Origin of the sequence: Haloarcula sp. Atlit-47R (assembly GCF_003665985.1) — an archaeon.
Classification (GTDB): Archaea; Halobacteriota; Halobacteria; order Halobacteriales; family Haloarculaceae; genus Haloarcula; species Haloarcula taiwanensis.
In genome coordinates this window covers 673,589-693,888 of sequence record NZ_QPLQ01000001.1, presented here as the reverse complement: position 1 = coordinate 693,888, position 20,300 = coordinate 673,589, and the positions used below count along the sequence as shown (strand labels likewise).

The following is a 20,300-nucleotide window of genomic DNA, read 5'->3' as shown; positions in this document are numbered from 1 at the left end:
GCCGGGTCACACCGCGTCACGCATCGGTGGCTCCGGGCTATCCGGTCCGTGTCGGTGCATCCGGATACGCGTCGTCGTACAGCAGGCAGGCGATACGGTGGTCGTCGCCGACATCGAACAGCGCTGGGTCGGTTCGCTCACAGGGCGATTCGAAGGCGTCGTTCAGCACCGTCCGCGCGGCTTCGAACGCCCCGTCGTGCAGGTGGTCTAGCGTCGTCGCGAGCACGTCCTCGGCCTCGCGGTCGCCGACCGTGTCCGGGAGGCCGAACTCGGCTCGGACCCGCGTGTCGAGGGCCGACCGTGAGAGCTGACTGCGGTCCTCGTCCTCGACGCCCTCCTGCACTGCGGTCACCGCTTCCAGCGAGTCGGCTTTGCGGAGCCGCTGTTTCAGGTCCATCAGTGACCGCCACTCCGACTGTGCCATGTCTGTCCCCTCGGGCTGGATAACCTTCGGACAGCGGGTGTGGAACCGACAGCCAGACGGCGGGTTCAGCGGCGATGGAACGTCGCCAGAGAGGAAAATACGGTCGCCCTCCCAGCCGGGATCTGGCTCCGGAATGGCGGACAGCAGCGCCTCGGCGTAGGGGTGATACGGCGGCTGAAACACGTCTTCGGTCGGGCCGACCTCGGCGAACTCTCCGAGATAGAGGACACCAACGCGGTCGGCAATGTGTTCGACGACGCTGAGGTCGTGCGCGATGACGATATAGGAGAGGCCGAACTCCGACTGCAGGTCCGCGAGCAGGTTCAGAATCTGGGCCTGCACGCTCACGTCCAGTGCCGAGACGGGTTCGTCACAGACGATGACCTCGGGGTCGACGGCGAGCGCCCGGGCGATGCCGATACGCTGGCGCTGGCCGCCGGAAAACTCGTGGGGGTAGCGGTGGGCGTGCCGCTGATTGAGTCCCACGGTTTCCAGCAGATCGCTGACGCGCTCGGTCCGGGCCTCGCCCTCGGCGATGTCGTGGATGTCCAGTGGCTCACCGACGATGTCGCCGACCGTCAGCCGCGGATTAAGGCTGGCAAAGGGGTCCTGAAAGATGTACTGGATGTCCTTTCGGAGCGCCCGGAGGCGGTCGTCAGAAGCTGCCGTCAGGTCCTCACCCTTGTACCGGACCGTCCCGGCCGTGGGTTCGATGAGCCGCAGCAGGCTCTGGGCGAGTGTCGTCTTGCCACAGCCGGACTCCCCGACGATACCGAGTGTCTCCCCGGGGTACAGTTCGAGGTCGACGCCGTCCAGCGCCTTCACTTCCTGATTCCGGCCCAGCAGGGTATCGATGAGGCTCCCCCCGGATTCGTAGTACTTTGTGAGGTTCTCGACCTCCAGAACGGGGTTGTCCGCCGTCCTAGCCATCTTGCCGGCCTCCAGTCTCGTCGTCCACGTCGTCGCTCTGGTCAAGCAGGTCGGTATCGGCTCCAACCGGGTCGGAATCGGCGCGAAGCGGATCGGAGTCGGCCCGGCGCTTCTCGGCGTCCGACGCGTGGAGACGGGCGTTCGACTGTGGCTCGGTGGGCGGCGCGTCCCGGCCTTTCACTTCGACCTCGTAATCCAGTTCGCCGTCGAGGTCGCCGGTGTAGGCCAGACAGGCTGCTGCCCGGTCGGACAGACCGACACCGTCCCCGGTGTCGGGGTCGACGAGCGGCGGCTGTTTGCGCGTACACACCTCTTCGGCGAAGGGACACCGCGGGTGGAAGCTACAGCCGGAGGGCACCTCTACGAGGTCCGGCATCGTCCCCGGAATCGTCTGGAGGCGGTCCTGCCGGTCGCCGATGCGGGGGATGGCGCTCATCAGCCCGACGGTGTAGGGGTGTTTCGGGTCGTAGTACAGCTCTTCGACGGTCGCCGTCTCGACGGCGCGGCCGGCGTACATTACCATCACCCGGTCGCACAGCTCCGCGATGACCCCGAGGTCGTGGGTGATGAGCTGGATGGCCGTGTCGTACTCCTCGGCGAGCCGTTCCAGCCGGTCCAGAATCTTCGCCTCGATGGTCACGTCCAGCGCCGTCGTCGGCTCGTCGGCGATGAGCAGGTCGGGGTCACAGGACAGTGCCATGGCGATGACGACCCGCTGTTGCATCCCGCCGGAGAACTCGTGGGGGTAGTCGTCGTAGCGGGCCGCCGGCTCCGGGATGCCCACGTCGTCGAGCAGGCGGACGGCCCGCTCGCGGGCGGCCGCGTCGTCGTAGTCGAGGTGGTGGCGTATCGCCTCGGCTATCTGCTCGCCGACGGTGTAGACGGGGTTGAGTGCGGTCTGTGCGTCCTGAAATATCATCGCGATGTCGTTGCCCCGCACGTCTCGAACGTCGGATTCGGACAGTTCCATGAGGTCTTCACCGTCGAAACGGACGGTCCCGCTCTCGATGCGGCCAGGCTCTTCGATGAGTCGCATTACCGATAGCGCGGTGACGCTCTTGCCCGCGCCGCTCTCGCCGACGACGCCGAACTTCTCGCCGCGCTCAATGCGAAAGGAAAGGTCGTCGACGGCGGTGACGACGCCCTCCTCGGTGTAGAACTTGACCGTGAGGTCCTCGACTTCCAGCAGCGCCATCAGACCTCGCCCCCGCGGGCCACGTCTTCGCTCTCCTGTGCGTCCAGCGCGTCGTTGATGCCGTCGCCGATGAGGTTCATCGACATGACAAACAGGAAGATTGCGCCGCCGGGGAAGACGGTGACCCACCAGGGAATCGACCCGCCCGGTCCCTGGACGATGGTCTCGCGGGTCTGGTCCAGCATCGTGCCCCACTCGGCGGAGCTGGGTGGGAGACCCAGCCCGAGGAACCCAAGGGCCGCCACGCCGATAACGACAGTCCCGATGGAGAGGGAAGCCTGGACGACAAGCGGCGCGATGGCGTTGGGGACGACGTGTCTGAAGATGACACGGCGGTCCCGCGCTCCCAGCGCTTTCGCCGCCAGCACGTACTCGTTTTCTTTGACTTTCAGAATCTCGCCGCGTATCAGTCGGGCGTAGCCCGCCCAGCCGATAGCGGTGAAGGCGAGCACCAGCTCCCAGTACCCCTTGCCGAGCACGGCGACGATGATGAGCGCGAGCAGAAGGCCGGGGAACGCGAAGATGAGGTCGAGTATCCGCATCATCACCTCGTCGACCCGGCCGCCGTAGTAGCCGGCGACCGCGCCGTACACCAGCCCGATTACGGCGGTGACGAGGACGACGATGAAGCCGATAGAGAGGCTGAACCGGCCGCCGTACAGCACGCGGGAGAACACGTCCCGCGCGGAGCCGTCGGTCCCGAACGGGTGGGCCAGCGACGGGGCTTCGTAGGCGCTCACGTCGAGGCCCTGTGCGTACAGGATGGCGCTCGGGTCGTACGGCGCGAGCGAGAACGGCTGGACGGTGACGCCCGCGACCGTAATTGGACGGGCGAACACCGCGAGCAGCGCCATCGCCGTGACGATGTACAGCCCGAGCATGGCGCTGCGGTTCCGGCGGAACTCGCGCCAGGCGCGCGCCCACCGGCTCTCTGTCCCCGTGTCTCTCGTCTCTGTCCAGTCGGATAGCGGTTCGCGGGACTCGACGCGGTCGGCGTCGAACCCCGTTATCCGGATGCGTCCTCGGTCCGTACTCATAGGTCAATCATAGCGGATTCGTGGGTCAAGCACAGCGTACATGATGTCTGCAAGCAGGTTCGCGAGGATGATCGTCACGCCGGTAAACAGCGTGATGGCCATGATGAGGTCGACCTCGCGGCCGATGATCGCGCCGACGAAGGCCCGTCCCAGCCCGGGCCAGGCGAACACCTGCTCGACGACGACGGCACCGGCGAAGATGCTCGCGGTCAGGAACGCGGCGATGGTCGTCACCGAGATGAGCGAGTTCCGCAGGACGTGTTTCAACACGACCGTCCGCTCTGGAAGTCCCTTCGCCCGCGCCGCCGTGACGTACTCCTTGTTCAGTTCCTCGGCCATCGACGACCGCATCACGCGCATCAGCGTCGCCGACGACGCCGTCCCGATGGTGACCCCGGGGAGGACGAGATACCACAGCATGTCCGGGGAGAGAAGGGGCTTGTCCGGGGCCAGCACCGGCCACAGGTCCAGCCAGAGCGCGAACACGAGGATGAGCATCAGGCCGAGCCAGAAGTTCGGCAGGGAGATGCCCGACAGGGCGAACACCCGCGAGAGGTCGTCGCCCAGCGTGTCCTTGTTCACCGCGGCGTAGATGCCGGTCGGGATGGCGATGAGCAGGGCGATGGCCCAGCCGAACAGCCCCAGCGCGACGGTTTCGGGGAGCCGAGCAAGAATGTAGGGCAGGACCGGCTGGTCGACGCTGATGACCGTCCCGAGGTCGCCCTGCAGGACGTTGCTCATCCACGTGAGGTACTGCTGCCAGACCGGACCGTCGAGGCCGTACCTGGCGCGTATCGCGGCCTCCTCGGCCGCCGAAATCTGCGGATTCAGGGCGACCATCTGGTCGATAGGGTCCCCCGGCGTCAGGTGGACCAGCGCGAAGGTAAGCACCGAGACGCCGAACAGTATCGGCACCGTCGCCGCCACGCGAACCGCGACGAATCGTCTGAGGCTCATCGTACTGAGTCACTCCCGATCCAGATATGCGACCTGCTGGTCCGTCGGGTCGTGCAGCCCGTATGGCAGGATGCCGCTGGAGAACGTGTACGTGTTGTGTCCGACGTAGTCGGTCGACAGCGACGAGACGTTCGTCCCGAAGACGGTGTAGCTGTTCGGGGCCTGCTCGATGAGTCCGCGCCACACACGGTCGTACTGCTCGCCGCGGAACTGCGGGTCCTCGACGGCCTCGACCGAGAACCGCGCCTCCGTCGCAATCTCGTCGAGGTCTGGCGTGTCGACCCGCTGGAAGTTACAGCACTGCCCGAAATTGTCGATGGAGTTGACGGCGTCGTAGAAGCTCCCGGGGTTGAACGTGCCCGAGAGGCCGATGAGGACGATGTTGCCCTGCTGGTAGTACTCCGGCCCGAGGATGCGCTGGACGAAGGTCGTGAACTCGAAGGTCTCGACGCTGATGTCGAAAAACTCCGTGTTGCTCATCACCTGGGCGATGAGTTCGGCCTCGCGCACGCGGTCGTCGGAGGTGTTTGTCTCGATGGTCGCCTCGATGGGCGTCTCGACACCAAGGTCGTCGACGGCCTCCTGCAGGAGTTCGGTCGCGTCCTCGGTGTCCTGTTCGGTCTGGGGGCGCAGTTCCTCGACCAGCGCGTCGTAGTCGGCGGTCCCTTCGTCGGCAGCCATCTCCGGCAGCGGCGTGTACGCCGGGTTCCGGTAGCCGTTGTAGATGTTCTCAGCAATCTGGGCGCGCGGAATCAGCTGATTGACGCCCCGGCGGACCCGCTCGTCGTCCCACGGCGAGACGGTGACGGGGTACTGGAGGAAGTTGTACGCCCCGGCGTTGGTCACGCTGAGCCGGTAGTCCTCCGCGCTCCGGTACTCGCCGTAGGTGTCGCTCGTGAGCCCGTAGGTGAGGTCTATCTCGCCGTTGTTGAGCGCGGCCGCCCGGGTCGCGTCGTCTTGCACGATAGCGACCGTGACCGCGTCGACGACCGGGCTCGTCGGGAACCCCTCTGGCCCGTCCCACCACTCCAGCGCGTCGAGGCCAAGGTCGTCCAGCCAGTAGTCGTCGAACGTGCTGAACTCGGCGCGCTGTTCGGCCTCGTAGGACTCGAACTCGAAGGGGCCGGTCCCGATCGGCGTCAGGTCGTTTCGCGGGTCCGCGCCAGTGTCGGGATACTCTTCGATGTGCTCCATCGGGTACACTGTCGTCGGGAGCTGGCTGTCGGCCTCGGCGTCGGGCTCCTGTCCGTAGATGTCGACGGTGTAGTCGTCGACGGCCTCCGCGTAGAGAAAGGAGTCGAAGGTCTGAGCCGAAATCGAGGAGTTCTCAAGCACCTCATACGACCGGGCGACGTGCTCTGCGGTCATCTCCTCGCCGTTGTGGAAGGTGACCCCCTCGTGGAGTTCGGCCCGGTACTTGATCCCGTAGGTGCCGTCTGCAACGGCATCAGGCGCTTCATTGACCGTCAGGACCTCGCCGGCCTCGGGGTTCCTGATGATGATCTGGTCGTCGGCAACGAGGTTCCCCTCGTCGTCCGTCTCCGCCGACACCATGTACGGCTCGTAGGCCCCGTCCTCGACTTCTTTGACGTCTATCCGTTCCCACGTCTTCGCGAGCCACGGGTACACAGTCCCCGCGGCGTCCTGCGTGATGAGACTCTCGTAGATGAGTCCGTGGACGTTGCCGGCCGGCGCGCTGGTGCTGTATGACGGGTCGAAAGAATCGATACCCGCGCCGAGGCCGAACCTGAGTGTCCCGCCGTCCTGAATCTCGTCGACGGCGACCTCCGCCCGCTCCCGGACCGGGTCGAGGCTCTGTCCACCCTCGCTTTCGCCGTCTCCACCTCCGTCAGTGCCGGCGCTACAACCGGCGAGTGCCATTACTGTTGCCGCGCCCGCCGTCTTGAGGACGCGCCGTCGCGTCACTGTACTCGTGCCTGCAGCTGCGTCATGAGACATTCCCGTTGACCTCGAAAGTTATGCGTTATGTTGCCCTCCCACACACTTATAGCATAACGGCGCTCGGAGTCGGGCAGCATCGGTACGCGACAGGCCGGGAGCATACTACACGGCGCCGATACAGACCCCGCTGGTGAGCTTCACCTCTCGGCTGAACTGCGCTGGTGTATAGCCTCCGGCCAGAGATACGCCATCCTCTGACGACGCGCTGTCGAGACCGAGTTTAGGGGAGACGGCACGTAGGATTGGTCGTTCAACGGTGTCCTGATGCCGGGCGCTCCCGGTACGAACGACACTGCGCCCCGGTCAAAGCTGGGGCCGACACCTACAGTTGCGATTCGAGTTCGAGCGGCTGCTCAGAATGGCGGGCTGTAATCCTCGTACTCGTCCATCTCCTCCATGTCGTCGGTCTTCGAGGGCATGACCGCAGCGCGCGGCCCGCCGGACCGCACGACTTCGACGGCTTCGAGTCCGTCGACGCTCTCCGGGAGTCGGCGTTCGATTGCCTTCATCGTCATCGGAGCGATGCCACACCCCGAACACGCACCGCCGATGGCGACGGTGGCCGTGCCTTCGCTCTCGTCGATGTCGCGGACCTCGAAGTTGCCGCCGTGTTGCTGGATTTGCGGGACGTTGTTGCTCAAGTAGTTACGCGCCTGTCGTTCGAGTCCTTCAGCGCTCATGACGATTGTATATACGCACTAACCTATCATAAAAATGTCGTTTTTGGCGTACCTAAAATACCGTTCCTTAGAGCTTCAGGAGCAATAATTTTGGCCACCCAAACAATTAGTATACTAATTCTATTAATTTTCGCACGGCCTAAAACAAGCTTGCTGTGGAGTCCTCGTTCAGGCGGTATCCTCATCCGGCGCCGTCGAACCAGCCTCTGAACCGTCCTGTTTCGTCTCGGCGTTGCAGGGCAGTGTGGCGGCCAGTCGCTCCGCGACCATCGGGCTGACTAGACCGGCCAGCTCCATCGCTTCCGTCTCGTGATCGTCGAGATCGAGAACCCCCCGAAAGAACCACGAGACGGTCACATACGTCTCGTGTAACTCCGCTGCCTCCTCATGCCCTGACTCTGTCAGCGTCACCCCCTCGTACGGCTCATATGTGACGAGATTCTCCTCTGCGAGTCGCTGGCACATCTCCGTCACCGCCGCCGGAGACCGATCAAGCATCTCCCCCAACTCTCCCGGGGCGACTGGCGGTTCGTCCCGGTGCTGGGCGATGTAAATCGCCAGCAGATACTCCGGTGCTGTGCTCATCGCTCCGACGGATCCGTCCGATTCCCGCTTACTGCCGTCGACTCCCCTGTCGACTGCTCACCGGCTCCGAAGACCACCACGTATGCCCACGCCCACAGTCGGGCATGTGAGCGCTGCGGGCGTTTACCCATTCCCATCATCTCGATATTTCCGTCCCCACCCATCAGGCAGACGCCCCCAGTACTGTCGGTAGAGCACTGACCGAGCGGCCGCTCGTCGGTGGACGCTCAGCATGATGCCCACACCGTACGTCGGGACCACGCGAACGGTGTCGATAGCGCCCTCGACGATACGAAACGGTCCGCCATCGATCCCTGCGTGGGTCTCCCCCCGTTTGTGCTCCGAACTCAGTACCGTCGTCTGCCATATGTTTTAGGCTTGCCTAATAATATAAAACGTCTGCGGTTTTTAGGACTGCCTAATTCAATCAGCGAAGTCGAGCCTACCGTCCGAGACTCTCACCCATCGCGTGGCACTCCACTCACCATCGAGGCGTTATCTCTGCCGTAATCGCTTCCCGAATCGCCTCGATCAGTTGGTTTGCCGAATTTGATATCGCATTATATGCTTTATCGGGAAAACCACTGGTCACCTCCGGCTCGTCGATGAACAGGCAAATACGGGTAGTAGCGGCTAAAACACCGCTACTCAGTAAAATCGGTAATAGAATCGAACGTGTCGACCGCCAGCCGTTCAGCGACTGCGTCTCTGTCCACGTCACTGATTTCCTGCGGGTATTTTCGTTCGAAGTAGCTCACGATGTTCTCAACATCGCGAGTTAGCAGTTCCCGGGCGTTTTCGTGGTCGGTCGGGACAGCCTGTGGCCAATCGAAAACGACCACGCCTTGATTCGTGACGAAGACGTTGTACTCGCTCATGTCCGCGTGGACGTACCCTTCGCGGTAGGCCGTCTGCATCTCTTCGAGGACGAGATCCAGAATCGGCAGTACCTGTTCCGTTTCGAGTTTCGTTCGGGAGAGTTCGACGCCGTCTATTTTTTCCATGACAATCGCATGGCGGTTCGTGTCGATTGGCTGGGGAACCGCCACGTTCGGATACAGCGTTTCGAGGGCATCGTACTCCCGTTCGGCGGCCTTCCGGGCGGTGTAGAGCCAAGAAACGTGGTCGCGGTCGGCGGTATACTCCCGCTCTTTCATCACTTCACGGAAATTGGTGTACCCCTCGCGGTGGTATTTCAGTGCCACCGGCTTGTACGATTGAGCCTCGTACACGTCGCTTTCCTTGCCGACACCCAGTGGAGACCCGACTCCTTCGATTGTGTCGCGCTCGGCGAATGTATGCAGCGCAAGCGTGTCGTACCCCTCGAAAGTGAGTTTGAACCCTTCGTACTGGATGGTCTTGCGCTCGACCAGTCCCCGGTCCGCACACCGGTCGAGCCGGTAGTCGACGTCTTCCGACGTCAGCCGTGAGAACTCGGTCAACTTCTCGCGGGCGACGTACTCCGAGAACCGCATCCCCTGCTCGACGCCGGAGAGCAGATGGAAGTCCTCGGGTTCCAGCTCCGCCATCACTGAAGCCACGTTCTGGACCATTAGCGTTCTCTACTCGATGGACTGGTAAAAGGCCGACGCGTTCGCCGGATAGAGGTGATAAATCTGTAGCCGCTATACAAAATACACATCTGGTCTCAGGCTGGTTGCTGTATCGGCGGACGACGAGCGCTCTGACCGGGGCGGCTGGGCGCAAACTTAGACGGACTGCAGTGTTCGGACAGTCTGCCCAAGACAGCTACGCTCATATTTTCATCTGTCCGACTCGACCCGCTACTGTCGGCGTTTCGTGACCGAAACCGCAGTTCAGTCGCTTGCTCATCGAATAAGACCTCATTAACCTACATAATCACACGTTTTCAGCTTGGCATCATACATCTGCTATCGCTACTGTACTATCGTTTCAGTATCTCAAAACGCGGCTGATGTGGCTCGGAAACGGGCCTTTGCTGGTCGCAAGCGCTATTCACACATAATCAGCTATAGAAGCGAAACGTTAGGCATCAACTCGAAAATACGTTCCTAATCGCCGTGACAGTATATGTAAGGCGAACGGCGACTGCGTTCGCTGACTGTGTGGCCGTTAAGCTACTCTCTACTTTTGGTCATCTAAACGCAAGCGTGCCGTGTGAGCAGACAACATAAAGACCAGCTCAGGGACCTGCTTCGCTCACTCGCGTTTAATTCTCACGACCGTCGGCTCGCGTTTCCGGTGCTGTTTGCCGTCGGTTCGGAACTGTATTTCGTACTGACAATCACACTCGGTTCTGCCCGTCCCCCGATGGCTCCCGACGCTGGCATCTTCCAGCATCTCGGCTGGTATCTGACGCGGGGCGGTCGGCTGTACGTCGACGCCTGGGAGCCGAAGCTCCCGCTGTCCTACGAGACGACCGGCGTTCTGGCGATGCTCGCCGGCGGCGACATGTACCGGCTCCACCTCCTCAGCGTGGCGCTGATGAGCGCGGCGGTGTGTGGAATCGTCGGGCTCGTCGTGATACTCGTCTACGACATCACCGGCGACGACGTCGCTGCGCCGCTGGCCGGCCTCTCTATGTTCCTGCTGCCGGGGTTCGCCGTCCGGCCCGCGTACGGTTTCAAGGCGAAGTACCTCCTCGTCCTCTGTGGACTCCTGGCGATATACCTGTACACGCGCGAATACCCGGCACTGAGCGGTGTGGCCGCGGCGGCCAGCGTTGGGTACTGGCAGGCCGGGGTCATCTTCCCGCTCGTCGTGGTCGGGCTGGCAATCCAGCAACGAGACGTGCGGGCGCTTAAACGTGTTGTCGCCGGCGGCCTCGGGTTCACTGTGGTCATGCTTGCACCGGTATTTCTCGTCTGGCACTCGGTCTCGGAGATGGTCGTCCAGGTGTTGCTCGTGCCGCTACAGACCGAGGAGCAGGCGTCAGTACTCGCCCGACTCGTCGCCGGTGTCGTCCATTTCAAGTGGTCGTCGCCGTTCGTGGTGCTGGGCGGTTTCGGACTCGGACACACCGCTCGGTGCTGGTTCAGGGGCGACGACGGCGCGGTCGGGCGCACCGACTGGTGGATTCCGGTCGGCGCGGCGTGGTTCGCGCTCCTGATATTCTTCGTCGACTTCGAGACCGGCGGCTACACCGACCTCATTCCGGGGCTGGCGTTCGTCGCAATCGGCGTCGGGATAGTCGCGACGACGCTCCGTGACCGCCGACGGAAGCAGTATCTCGCCGCGGCGCTCGCGCTGGTTCTCGTCGTCAACGTCGCCGTCCTCGGTAGCGTCGGTCTCGTCTTCACACCCGTCGAAACGCCGGGACCGGTGCCAATGTCAGACCTCGAAACCACCAGTCTCCCAGAGACCTACGGGGAAAGCGAGTCGGTACCCGACGTCCGGTACATCTATTGGCAGCAGCTTGAACCGTCGGCGTGTCACTACCGGCTCTCGGTGATGGAGTTGCGGTGGCTCGACAGAGTCGACTCGTCGATAGACAGCCGCTGTCTCGGCTTGAGGACCGCCAGAGCCAGGCTCGCAAGCGGCTAGGACTCCGTGGAGTCGTAGTCAGAGAGCGAGGTCTGTGTCGTTTCGACAGAACCTGTGATGATGTAGGGGACGATAATCCGGAAGAACTGAGCGGCAAGCACCAGCAGGATCGGACCCAAAAAGATGCCGTAGAAGCCAAACGCGATGGGGCCGAGGATGTACGCGAACATCAACAGACCGACGTGAGTCAGATCACCGCTGACGTATGGCCGAATCAGGAAATCCGGGATGGTGTCGACGACGACCAGCGTGACCACAAGAAAGAGGACAACCCAGGCCAGGGCTGCCGTCTGTCCTGTGACGACCGCGGAGACCGCAAGCAGTCCAGCCACGGGCAGATAGACGATTTTCATTCCGACTACTGGAATGAGGCTGCCGATGCCGGTGAGCGCGCCGACGAGTGGTGCAAACGGAACCTGCACTGAGCCTGGCGCGACCAGATTGTACAGCGAGAACACGAAGATCCCGATAACGCCCGTCACCAGTGCGTTCAAAATGTTCCCGAAGAGAATCGAAGACAGTTCCTCGTCGACCGCCGCCGCGTAGTTGCGAAGGACACCTGACCCGTCGAAAGTGTCAAGAAACCAGCCGACAAGCCGCGGTCCGTCAGTAAGCAGGTAGTACGTCCCGGCAAACATGATGAACACGCGCAGCAGTAGCGCCGTAAGCATACTCACAGAGCCGATGAGCGTATCAGAGACACGTCCCAGCCACGACTGGACTGTCGCGTTTCGCAACAGGTCAATCACTTCGTCCGGCCCCATCGCCAGCACATCTGAGAATCCGAGGTCGGCGAGCGGCCCCGGAAGCGACCCACCCTGAAGATCCTGAAACTGCGAAAGGTACGCCGCGCCAAGGCCACCTTCGCCGAAGAACGACTGTAACTCGGGGACAATGAGGACGATCGTATAGCCGACCAGAAGCACGAACGGTAACAGAAAGAAGAAAATCGTGGCCGCCGCATGGAGCTGTTTCTGGTACGGGACAGCCCGACCCAGGAACGATTCGGGGAGCGGGAGCCACCCGAGCCGTCGATAAATCGGTCGGCTGGCGTAGTACAGAAAAACGGTAAACACGAGCGTCGGGAGGAACTGGGACAGGACGAGTCCGACCACGAGAAAAAGTGCTACGCCCGCGATAGCAAGCAGAACGCGCCGTCCGAGGTCGGTACTATATTCCATATGTTTTCAGTACAACATCTTGATAAAAAATAAAACCACCGGTCGGCCCGGTGGCTGTACGTGAGCGGGGTAACGCAGGTGACTACAGCCCTTCGAACTGGGTGATCGCCTCTCGCCAGTCTTCGGGGATCGAGCGCGAGGATTCCGTGTCGCGGTCGTATGTAACGACGGTTGTTTCTCCGGTCGCAGCCACACCATCTTCGGTCCGGACCTCGTACTCGAAGGGGAAGCTCTTCTCCCCAAGACGTGGAACCCGGACGCCAACGGCGACTGCATCACTGATTTGGACGGGCTGGATGTAGTCGACTTCGAGGTTCGCGATGACCATGCCAGTGCCCGACTCGCTGCCCGAGAGCAGCGCTTCGCCACAGTCGACCACGTCGTGCAGGTAGTCGATGCGAGCCTCCTCAAAGTAGGTCGCATACGTCGCGTTGTTGACGTGGCCATACGTGTCGATGTCCGTGTATCGGACCTCGACGTCCGTCGTGTACTCGAAGGTCATGCCAGTAATTCCGCGTGTTTCTGTTTGAGCTTCTCGATTTTCGGCGGGATGGTCAGCTGGCAGTAACTCTGGTCCGGATTCTTCTCGAAGTAGTCCTGGTGATACTCCTCGGCCGGATAGAACGTCTCCAGCGGTTCGACTTCGGTGACGATGTCGCTATCGTAGCCCGGCTGGACTTCCTCGATAAAGGCTTCCACGGTCTCGCGCTGGGACTCGTCGTGGTAGAACACGGCCGAACGATACTGCGTGCCAACGTCGTTACCTTCTCGGTCTTTTGTCGTCGGGGTATGGGTCGTGAAGTGGACCGCGAGCAGGTCCTCGTAGCTCACCTCGTCCGGCTCGTACGTAATCTGGACGCACTCGGCGTGGCCCGTCTCCCCGCGACAGACCGCCTCGTAGCTGGGGTCGGCGACGTGCCCGCCGGCGTAGCCCGACACAACGTCGACCACCCCGTCGATCTGTTTGAACACCGATTCCGTACACCAGAAGCAACCGCCCGCGAATGTCGCTTGGTCAGTCATCACCCGACGTACGTGCCCGGCATACAAAACTCACTGGCTGTGGTCCTCGCAGCTGGATGCCTACCTACCGGTCGACCTCGCCCATGATGGTGTCGAGACTGCCAATCGTCGCCACGAGGTCTGGGACGTATTCGCCGCGGGCCATCTCTGACAGTGCCTGCACGTGTGAGAACGAGGGACCGCGGATCTTGAACCGCGCCGGTGTCTCCGTCCCGTCAGAGCGGATGTAGATGCCGAGTTCGCCCTTCGCGGCTTCAACGGCGCGGTAGATTTCGGTGTCAGCGTCGGGCCGAAGTGTGCGGGGCACGTTTGCCTGTATCTCGCGGTCGTCCTCGGGCCAGTCCTCCAGCAGGTCGACGCACTGGCCGATAATCTTCGCGGACTCCTCCACTTCGCGCAGGCGCACGAGCAGGCGCGAGAAGTTGTCGCCGCCCTGCTCGGTGACGACCGACCAGTCAAGTTCGTCGTAGTAGCCGTAGGAGTCGTCCCGTCGGAGGTCGTAGTCGACGCCGGAGGCTCGGGCAACCGGCCCGGTACAGCCGTAGGCCTTCGCGGCCTCAGCCGAGAGGTGACCCGTATCGACCGTCCGAAGCTGGAGAATCTCGTTGCTGGTGAGCATATCGTGGTACTCCGTGAGCTTGTGCGGCAGGTCGTCGAGGAACGCGCGTATCTTCTCGAAAAACGCTTCCCGAGGTTCGGGCAGGTCCCAGGCGACGCCGCCCAGCCGCAGGTAGTTGAACATCAGCCGCTGGCCGGTCAGGTCTTCGAGAATGTCCTGAACGAGTTCCCGGTCCCGGACACCCCACTGGAAGGTAGCGGTGAACTCCCCGACCACGTCAAGCGCGTAGGTCGCGACTGCAAGCATGTGCGAGAGGATGCGCGACAGTTCGCCGCCCATCGTCCGGATGACCTGGGCGTACGCCGGCACCTCGATGTCGGCGAGGTCCTCGGCCGCCCGGGCGTAAGCCCACTCGTTCAACAGGCCAGCTCCGCCCCAGTCCCAGCGGTCCGGATAGGGCATGATCTGATGGCGGTAGGTGCCCTGCTGACACATCTGTTCCTCACAGCGGTGGATGTAGCCGATGTCGGGGTCGACGGCCGCGACCTGCTCGCCGTCGAGTTGGGCGTTCAGGTGGAGGACGCCGTGCGTCGAGGGGTGGTGTGGCCCCATGTTGAGATGCATCGTCTCCGGCCCTTCGCGGCGGTCTTCGAGCAAGCGCTCGTGTTCGCGGAAGGAGACGATCTGTGGCTGAGACTGATTGTAGTCCCGGCTCAGCGGGTGGCCCTGCCAGGTTTCGGGCAGGAGAATGCGCCGGAGGTCTGGGTGGTCCTCGTACTCGATGCCGACGAGGTCGTAGGCCTCCCGCTCGTGCCACGCCGCCGTCGAATACACAGGTGCGGCGGACTCGCTGCTCGGCGACTCCCTGGGTGTCGGCACAACGACCGAAAGTTCCTGTGTCGGGTCGTCGTAGCGCCGCAGGTGATAGATCGTCTCGAACCGGTCGGCGTACTCCTGGGCCGTAACACAGGCGCAGTGGTCCAGACCGGCCTCGGCTCGTAGCGTCGAGAGGACGGTCTGCACCTCGTCCGCGCGGATGACAACGGCCGGGGCGTTCTCGTGGCGTTCGGTGGAGAGGACGTGGTCGGCAATCGGCTCGATAAGCGGGTGGACGTCGTCGGCTCGGTGGACTGTCTGGGCCATCTCCGTGGTCGCCCGTTCGCCGGCTGCCGCCCTCGGGCTGTCCCCTCATGCCCGAGGTTATTTTAAATACCTCCTGGAACGGTCAGGCATGAAGTACGTCACGCTTTCGCTGTGGATGGCCCCGGAGGTTCGGCACCCGATGCACCAGTTCGTCGTCGACCACGACGGCTACGAGGCGAGCTATCTCCTTCGGGGCAACGACATCGGGGCCGATCCCCAGACGCTGCTGTTTCACGTCGACGGCTTTCCGCCGGAGCCCTATCGGGCGGCGCTGGAACAGGCCGACACCGTCCGGGAGTACGCCATCTCTACGTGCCCCGACGAGACGTTCTACCTCTACGTACAGGACTCGCCGTCTGCGACCGATCACGACCTCGTCGACGCGCTCACCCGAGCCGGTCTGGTCATCGTTTCTCCGGTCGCATACCGGGCCGACGGCACAGTCGGACTCACACTGGTCGGTCCAGGGGGGACGGTCCAGCAGGCAGTCGAAACGGTTCCCGACGGCGTCTCCGTCGACGTTCGGGAGGTCGGGGAGTACGACAGCCGGCGACTCGATACCGGGGCCGCGCTCACCGACCGGCAGTTCGAGGCCGTCGCCGCCGCCGTCGACTGCGGGTACTACGGTAGCCCTCGGGCGGGGAGCGTGGACGATGTCGCCGCCGAACTCGGCTGTGCTCCCGGAACTGCCGCCGAACACCTCAGGAAGGCTGAGGCCCATGTAATGGCTGACATACTCGAACAGCGCCCCGAATCGACGGCGTAGTCCGCTCTGTTCGGGAACTGCTGGAGCGGCCGACAACCGCCCCGAAAAACTATAAACTCCGGATAAGTGTCATCTAGTGCTGGGTTGCGAATATACTACAGGGCCAGCGGTGGTCCAACTCAGGACGATACTGACCATGGACACAGTAACTATCGACGACGTACCGGTCGAACGGAACCCGATGCAGGTGCATGACATCCGCAAGCCGGTTTCCAGAAAACTCGGGACCGAGCATTTCGCGGCGAACTACTTCGAACTCGAACCCGGCGACTCCTTCTCGGGGAGCCTCCACCGCCACCACGACCAGGAGGAGGTGTTCTACATCGAGCGGGGACAGACCACTTTCGAGGTCGGCCTCGACCGCGAGGAAGTCGACGTGTCGGGCGGGGAACTGATTCGCTTCGAACCCGGCGAGTTCCAGCAGGGGTACAACTCCGGCGACGAGCGCGTCGTCGGCTGGGCCTTCGGCGCGCCCGGCGCGACCCACGACTGGGACGAGCTAGAATCGAGAGCGCACTGTCCAGAGTGCGACGAAGAGACGACCCAGAGCGTCGCCCTCGCCGAGGGTCGGTTCGAACTCACCTGTACCGAGTGCGGGAACGTTCAGGGCTAGGACCTACTTCTGTCGCTCTCGTGATTGGAAACAGGTGTTTGTACAGCCAGAAAGCCCCGGCCGGCTGTACTCGGGGGGCTCGCTGCGCTCCTTGTCACTCCCTCCGGTCGTTCCTGTGGTGCTTACATCGCCCGCCTTCGTCCAGCCGGCCGCTCCTCTCAGTCCCGCCCAGCATTCTTTGTCCAACCGGCTATGGGTGGGACTGAAAGGGGCCGCTCGCTCGACGTTCGAGGCGATGAAAGCACTGACGAGCAACGTTGAGGAGCGAGGAAGCGCGCAGCGAGTCGCAGGTGTCGAGCGAGCGGGGGCGTTCTGGCTCTTTGCATAACCAACGACCCCGTCGGTCATTCCACCCGCTGCTATAGTAACAATTGAAACGATTTACACACTGATCACACTGCCATCGTGCGATCAGGTGTGCATTGATTTTCAATGGCTACTATAGCCCGCAATTCATATCGCATCGCGTCACGAAGCCCGGGTATGTCACTGGCCGACCTGGAGTGGCGCGTCATCGGCGAGGAAACACGACCCGGGCCGATGACGATGGCGCTGGAAGCAGCCGCTGCTGAAACCGTCGCAGAGGGCGGTCCGGCAACGGTGCGAGTGTACACTTGGCCCGATACGCTGTCGCTTGGCTACGGACAGGACCCCGACACCATCGACTGGGAGTTCTGCGAGCGCCAGGCCGTTGGGGTAACGCGACGACCCACTGGCGGCGGTGCGATCTACCACGACAGCGTGGCGGATATCTCCTACGGGATTATCGCGCCGGCCGACGCCGTTCCGGGCGATCTGATGGCGTGCTACGAGCAGTTCTGCGAGCCGGTTTTGAATGCGTTCGAGCGCATGGGCGTCGACGCGTCGTTTGCTGACGACGAGCGGTCGGCGGTCCATCAGCCGGCCTGTTACCTGCGGCAACTCCATCCGGCCCACGATATCGTCGGCCCCGATGGCCGCAAACTCAGCGGGAACGCGCAGTACCGCCAGAAGGACGCTGTCATCCAGCACGGCTCCCTGTCTGTCTCGCTGCGTCCCGACCGCCACTCCGGCTGTTTCACCGCCGACATCGACTCGGAGCAGTTCACCGAACGCGTCGGGGCGATAGGCGAATACACCGATATCGACCGCGCCGAAGCCGTCGAGACGCTCCGCTCGACGCTGGCTGAGTGGGTCGACGCCGACGCTGGCGGGTGGACGGACGATGAACTCGCACGCGCACACGAGCACGCAGAGAGAAAGTACGCTACTGACGAGTGGATTCGACGGTCGCCCTGACCCGAGGTAGCGACGGTTTGCCTCCACGGGACAGCCACCGCGACCTACCGGCGGCCCTCTCGAATTCGCGGCCTCTAGTATTTGACAACACTCTAACGGCCATTCGGTTTCGACTCACAGCGGCTGAGAACAGGCGTATCGTAGCTCCTGTCGCCGCGTCGGCTGTGGCTTGCGGGTATCATTCGCTCCAGAACACTCGTCCGAACCGCACCGCTGACTATCGAATATTCGCCTATTGCTAAACGTACTGCTAAGACCGTTACTCGGCAACTGTTCGGTGATGGCTAAGCGAGACCACTACCGGCCGCCTAACCAGTTGAGTTTGGATGTTCTCGACCAGAACGCCCGGGATGCCGACCCGCGGGGAGACGACTTCGACTACGCCGAGGAGTTCCAGAAGCTCGACCTCGACGCGGTGAAGGCGGACCTCGAAGAGATGATGACTTCCTCCCAGGACTGGTGGCCGGCCGACTACGGCCACTACGGGCCGCTTTTCATCCGGATGGCCTGGCACAGCGCCGGGACGTATCGAACGACGGACGGCCGCGGCGGCGCGTCCGGCGGCCGCCAGCGGTTCGCGCCGCTGAACAGCTGGCCCGACAACGCGAACCTCGACAAGGCTCGCCGACTGCTCTGGCCCATCAAGAAGAAGTACGGCCGCAAGCTCTCCTGGGCCGACCTCATCGTCCTCGCCGGCAACCACGCCATCGAGTCGATGGGGTTCGAGACGTTCGGCTGGGCCGGCGGCCGCGAGGACGCCTTCGAACCCGACGAGGCGGTCGACTGGGGCCCCGAAGACGAGATGGAGGCCCACCAGTCCGAGCGCCGCAACGAGGACGGGACGCTCAAAGAGCCCCTCGGCGCTGCGGTGATGGGGCTCATCTACGTCGACCCCGAGGGGCCAAACGGCAACCCGGACCCGCTGGCCTCCGCCGAGAACATCCGCGAGTCGTTCGGCCGGATGGCCATGAACGACGAGGAGACGGCCGCGCTCATCGCCGGCGGCCACACCTTCGGGAAGGTCCACGGTGCCGACGACCCCGAGGAGAACCTCGGCGCGGTCCCGGAGGACGCGCCAATCGAGCAGATGGGGCTTGGCTGGGAGAACGACCACGGCTCGGGGAAGGCCGGGGACACGATTACAAGCGGTATCGAAGGCCCGTGGACACAGGCCCCGACGGAGTGGGACAGCGGGTACATCGACAACCTCCTCGACTACGAGTGGGAGCCGGAGAAAGGCCCCGGCGGGGCCTGGCAGTGGACGCCCACGGACGAGGCCCTCGAGAACACGGTCCCGGACGCCCACGACCCGGACGAGAAGCGGACGCCGATGATGCTCACGACGGACATCGCGCTCAAGCGCGACCCCGACTACCGGGACATCATGGAGCGGTTCCAGGACAACCCCATGGAGTTCGGCATCAACTTCGCGCGGGCGTGGTACAAGCTCATCCACCGCGACATGGGCCCGCCCGAGCGGTTCCTCGGCCCGGACGCCCCCGACGAGGAACTCATCTGGCAGGACCCCGTCCCCGACGCCGACTACGACCTCGTCGGAGACGAGGAAATCGCCGACCTCAAAGCGGAAATCCTCGATTCGGACCTCTCCGTTACCCAACTCGTCAAGACTGCCTGGGCCTCGGCGTCGACCTACCGCGACAGCGACAAGCGCGGCGGGGCCAACGGCGCTCGCATCCGGCTCGAACCCCAGAGGAGCTGGGAGGTCAACGAGCCAGAGCAGTTGGAGACGGTCCTCGACACGCTCGAAGGCATTCAGGAGGAGTTCAACGGCGCTCGGGACGACGACACGCGCGTCTCGCTGGCCGACCTCATCGTCCTCGGCGGTAACGCGGCCGTCGAGCAGGCGGCGGCCGACGCCGGCTACGACGTGACGGTGCCGTTCGAACCGGGGCGGACGGACGCGACGCCGGACCAGACCGACGTGGAGTCGTTCGAGGCGCTCAAGCCGAGGGCCGACGGCTTCCGGAACTACGTCCGTGACGACGTCGAGGCCCCGGCAGAGGAACTGCTGGTGGACAAGGCCGACCTGCTGGACCTCACGCCCGGCGAGATGACCGCGCTGGTCGGCGGGATGCGCTCGCTGGGCGCGACCTATCAGGACTCCGACCTCGGCGTGTTCACCGACGAGCCGGGGACGCTGACCAACGACTTCTTCCAGGTCGTGCTCGGCATGGACACGGAGTGGGAGCCCGTCACCGAAGCCAGAGACGTCTTCGAGGGGTACGACCGCGACACGGGCGAGCAGACGTGGACGGCGTCCCGCGTCGACCTGCTGTTCGGGTCCCACGCCCGCCTGCGCGCCCTCGCCGAAGTCTACGGTGCCGACGACGCCGAGGCCGAACTCGTCGACGACTTCGTCGACGCCTGGAGCAAGGTCATGCGGCTCGACCGCTTCGACCTCGAATAGGCCTCCGCGTAGCG

The 20,300-nt window shown here is 63.4% G+C and carries 18 protein-coding genes; 6 read left to right on the top strand and 12 right to left on the bottom strand.

The window, feature by feature from the left end; genetic code table 11:
* Window positions 1-37: 37 nt before the first annotated feature.
* From DVK00_RS03555 to DVK00_RS03520, 8 genes are all read right to left on the bottom strand, one after another.
* Entirely contained in the window at window positions 38-1,354 is a 1,317-nt protein-coding gene (locus DVK00_RS03555; RefSeq protein ID WP_121535403.1) for an ABC transporter ATP-binding protein, read from the bottom strand.
* Window positions 1,347-2,549 (bottom strand): ABC transporter ATP-binding protein, encoded by a 1,203-nt coding sequence (locus DVK00_RS03550; RefSeq protein ID WP_121577285.1) that lies wholly within the window; start codon window positions 2,547-2,549, stop codon window positions 1,347-1,349. The genes DVK00_RS03555 and DVK00_RS03550 overlap by 8 nt, the downstream gene beginning before the upstream one ends.
* Entirely contained in the window at window positions 2,549-3,586 is a 1,038-nt protein-coding gene (locus DVK00_RS03545) for an ABC transporter permease (protein ID WP_101350895.1), read from the bottom strand. The genes DVK00_RS03550 and DVK00_RS03545 overlap by 1 nt, the downstream gene beginning before the upstream one ends.
* Before the next feature lie 3 nt (window positions 3,587-3,589).
* A complete protein-coding gene (locus DVK00_RS03540; RefSeq protein ID WP_121577284.1) occupies window positions 3,590-4,543 on the bottom strand; it encodes an ABC transporter permease in 954 nt (317 codons plus the stop codon).
* A 9-nt stretch (window positions 4,544-4,552) separates the two neighbouring features.
* Window positions 4,553-6,502, bottom strand: coding sequence for an ABC transporter substrate-binding protein (locus DVK00_RS03535; RefSeq protein WP_121577283.1), 1,950 nt, complete (start codon window positions 6,500-6,502; stop codon window positions 4,553-4,555).
* Between the two features lie 356 nt (window positions 6,503-6,858).
* Window positions 6,859-7,185, bottom strand: coding sequence for a NifU family protein (locus DVK00_RS03530; protein WP_121511460.1), 327 nt, complete (start codon window positions 7,183-7,185; stop codon window positions 6,859-6,861).
* A 168-nt stretch (window positions 7,186-7,353) separates the two neighbouring features.
* A complete protein-coding gene (locus tag DVK00_RS03525; protein WP_121577282.1) occupies window positions 7,354-7,770 on the bottom strand; it encodes a metal-dependent transcriptional regulator in 417 nt (138 codons plus the stop codon).
* Window positions 7,771-8,414: 644 nt separating this feature from the next.
* Window positions 8,415-9,323, bottom strand: coding sequence for a serine/threonine-protein kinase RIO2 (locus DVK00_RS03520; protein ID WP_121577281.1), 909 nt, complete (start codon window positions 9,321-9,323; stop codon window positions 8,415-8,417).
* A gap of 739 nt (window positions 9,324-10,062) precedes the next feature.
* On the opposite strand from DVK00_RS03520, the gene DVK00_RS03515 reads away from it, so the two are divergent.
* Window positions 10,063-11,295: a DolP-mannose mannosyltransferase gene (locus DVK00_RS03515; RefSeq protein ID WP_101351479.1), complete on the top strand. Its 1,233-nt coding sequence runs from the start codon at window positions 10,063-10,065 to the stop codon at window positions 11,293-11,295.
* On the opposite strand, the gene DVK00_RS03510 is transcribed toward DVK00_RS03515, so the two are convergent.
* The 4 genes from DVK00_RS03510 to DVK00_RS03495 all read right to left on the bottom strand — a co-directional run bounded on the left by DVK00_RS03510 (window position 11,292) and on the right by DVK00_RS03495 (window position 15,201).
* Window positions 11,292-12,476 (bottom strand): AI-2E family transporter, encoded by a 1,185-nt coding sequence (locus tag DVK00_RS03510; RefSeq protein WP_121535395.1) that lies wholly within the window; start codon window positions 12,474-12,476, stop codon window positions 11,292-11,294. The genes DVK00_RS03515 and DVK00_RS03510 overlap by 4 nt on opposite strands.
* An 82-nt stretch (window positions 12,477-12,558) precedes the next feature.
* A complete protein-coding gene (locus DVK00_RS03505; RefSeq protein ID WP_101350888.1) occupies window positions 12,559-12,978 on the bottom strand; it encodes a thioesterase family protein in 420 nt (139 codons plus the stop codon).
* Window positions 12,975-13,499 carry a peptide-methionine (S)-S-oxide reductase MsrA gene (gene msrA / locus DVK00_RS03500; RefSeq protein WP_101350887.1) on the bottom strand — a complete coding sequence of 175 codons (525 nt, stop codon included), beginning with the start codon at window positions 13,497-13,499 and terminating at the stop codon, window positions 12,975-12,977. The genes DVK00_RS03505 and msrA overlap by 4 nt, the downstream gene beginning before the upstream one ends.
* 64 nt (window positions 13,500-13,563) lie before the next feature.
* Window positions 13,564-15,201 carry an NADH-quinone oxidoreductase subunit D gene (locus DVK00_RS03495; RefSeq protein ID WP_121535391.1) on the bottom strand — a complete coding sequence of 546 codons (1,638 nt, stop codon included), beginning with the start codon at window positions 15,199-15,201 and terminating at the stop codon, window positions 13,564-13,566.
* A gap of 88 nt (window positions 15,202-15,289) precedes the next feature.
* On the opposite strand from DVK00_RS03495, the gene DVK00_RS03490 reads away from it, so the two are divergent.
* The 5 genes from DVK00_RS03490 (at window position 15,290) to katG (ending at window position 20,286) form a co-directional block, all read left to right on the top strand.
* Window positions 15,290-15,967 (top strand): helix-turn-helix domain-containing protein, encoded by a 678-nt coding sequence (locus DVK00_RS03490; protein ID WP_101350885.1) that lies wholly within the window; start codon window positions 15,290-15,292, stop codon window positions 15,965-15,967.
* Window positions 15,968-16,103: 136 nt separating this feature from the next.
* Window positions 16,104-16,580: a cupin domain-containing protein gene (locus DVK00_RS03485; RefSeq protein ID WP_101350884.1), complete on the top strand. Its 477-nt coding sequence runs from the start codon at window positions 16,104-16,106 to the stop codon at window positions 16,578-16,580.
* A 196-nt stretch (window positions 16,581-16,776) separates the two neighbouring features.
* Window positions 16,777-16,908 (top strand): hypothetical protein, encoded by a 132-nt coding sequence (locus tag DVK00_RS22200; protein ID WP_255410808.1) that lies wholly within the window; start codon window positions 16,777-16,779, stop codon window positions 16,906-16,908.
* 155 nt (window positions 16,909-17,063) lie between these two features.
* Entirely contained in the window at window positions 17,064-17,858 is a 795-nt protein-coding gene (locus DVK00_RS03480; RefSeq protein ID WP_101350883.1) for a biotin/lipoate A/B protein ligase family protein, read from the top strand.
* Between the two features lie 280 nt (window positions 17,859-18,138).
* Window positions 18,139-20,286, top strand: a complete 2,148-nt coding sequence (gene katG, locus DVK00_RS03475) for a catalase/peroxidase HPI (protein ID WP_101350882.1) — start codon at window positions 18,139-18,141, stop codon at window positions 20,284-20,286.
* Window positions 20,287-20,300 lie beyond the last annotated feature (14 nt).

Excerpts from the sequence above, each read along its gene's own strand:
- DVK00_RS03555 (WP_121535403.1), bottom strand. The coding sequence starts at position 1,354 with ATGGCTAGGACGGCGGACAACCCCGTTCTGGAGGTCGAGAACCTCACA.
- DVK00_RS03550 (WP_121577285.1), bottom strand. The coding sequence starts at position 2,549 with ATGGCGCTGCTGGAAGTCGAGGACCTCACGGTCAAGTTCTACACCGAG.
- DVK00_RS03545 (WP_101350895.1), bottom strand. The coding sequence starts at position 3,586 with ATGAGTACGGACCGAGGACGCATCCGGATAACGGGGTTCGACGCCGAC.
- DVK00_RS03540 (WP_121577284.1), bottom strand. The coding sequence starts at position 4,543 with ATGAGCCTCAGACGATTCGTCGCGGTTCGCGTGGCGGCGACGGTGCCG.
- DVK00_RS03535 (WP_121577283.1), bottom strand. The coding sequence starts at position 6,502 with ATGTCTCATGACGCAGCTGCAGGCACGAGTACAGTGACGCGACGGCGC.
- DVK00_RS03530 (WP_121511460.1), bottom strand. The coding sequence starts at position 7,185 with ATGAGCGCTGAAGGACTCGAACGACAGGCGCGTAACTACTTGAGCAAC.
- DVK00_RS03525 (WP_121577282.1), bottom strand. The coding sequence starts at position 7,770 with ATGAGCACAGCACCGGAGTATCTGCTGGCGATTTACATCGCCCAGCAC.
- DVK00_RS03520 (WP_121577281.1), bottom strand. The coding sequence starts at position 9,323 with ATGGTCCAGAACGTGGCTTCAGTGATGGCGGAGCTGGAACCCGAGGAC.
- DVK00_RS03515 (WP_101351479.1), top strand. The coding sequence starts at position 10,063 with ATGGCTCCCGACGCTGGCATCTTCCAGCATCTCGGCTGGTATCTGACG.
- DVK00_RS03510 (WP_121535395.1), bottom strand. The coding sequence starts at position 12,476 with ATGGAATATAGTACCGACCTCGGACGGCGCGTTCTGCTTGCTATCGCG.
- DVK00_RS03505 (WP_101350888.1), bottom strand. The coding sequence starts at position 12,978 with ATGACCTTCGAGTACACGACGGACGTCGAGGTCCGATACACGGACATC.
- msrA (WP_101350887.1), bottom strand. The coding sequence starts at position 13,499 with ATGACTGACCAAGCGACATTCGCGGGCGGTTGCTTCTGGTGTACGGAA.
- DVK00_RS03495 (WP_121535391.1), bottom strand. The coding sequence starts at position 15,201 with ATGGCCCAGACAGTCCACCGAGCCGACGACGTCCACCCGCTTATCGAG.
- DVK00_RS03490 (WP_101350885.1), top strand. The coding sequence starts at position 15,290 with ATGAAGTACGTCACGCTTTCGCTGTGGATGGCCCCGGAGGTTCGGCAC.
- DVK00_RS03485 (WP_101350884.1), top strand. The coding sequence starts at position 16,104 with ATGGACACAGTAACTATCGACGACGTACCGGTCGAACGGAACCCGATG.
- DVK00_RS03480 (WP_101350883.1), top strand. The coding sequence starts at position 17,064 with ATGTCACTGGCCGACCTGGAGTGGCGCGTCATCGGCGAGGAAACACGA.
- katG (WP_101350882.1), top strand. The coding sequence starts at position 18,139 with ATGGCTAAGCGAGACCACTACCGGCCGCCTAACCAGTTGAGTTTGGAT.